General features: G+C 45.1%; 1 protein-coding gene. It reads left to right on the forward strand.

Annotated elements, in window-relative coordinates; genetic code table 11:
- On the forward strand, positions 1 to 388 hold a 388-nt coding region (locus WFH04_RS18190; protein ID WP_336825733.1), incomplete at both ends, for a transposase.

Consider the following 388-nt stretch of genomic DNA (forward strand, 5'->3'; position numbering starts at 1 on the left):
GCTGGACATCTTACCGAATCGAAGGAAAGAAACGATTAAGGATTATCTCCACAAATACGGGGCAGACGTTGAGTTGGTGGTCATGGATATGAATCCAAGCTTTAAGGCAGCCGTGAAAAAGGCATTGGGACGCCCTGTCATTGTCGCAGACCGTTTTCACTTCTGTCGCTATATCTACTGGGCGCTGGATGAAGTCCGAAGAAAAGTGCAGAAGGAATGGCATGCATATGACCGCAAGAAATGTAAAAGGATGCGCCATGTTTTATATAAGCGCAGTGAGAAATTAACGGAGAAAAACCGTTGGTATGTAGATCGCTATCTAGGCATGTCTGATGAATTGAAGAAGGCATATGAACTGAAAGAGGCCTATTGTGACTGGTTCGACTGG

It is taken from the genome of Sporosarcina sp. USHLN248 (genome assembly GCF_037144575.1).
GTDB classification, from domain to species: domain Bacteria; phylum Bacillota; class Bacilli; order Bacillales_A; family Planococcaceae; genus Sporosarcina; species Sporosarcina contaminans.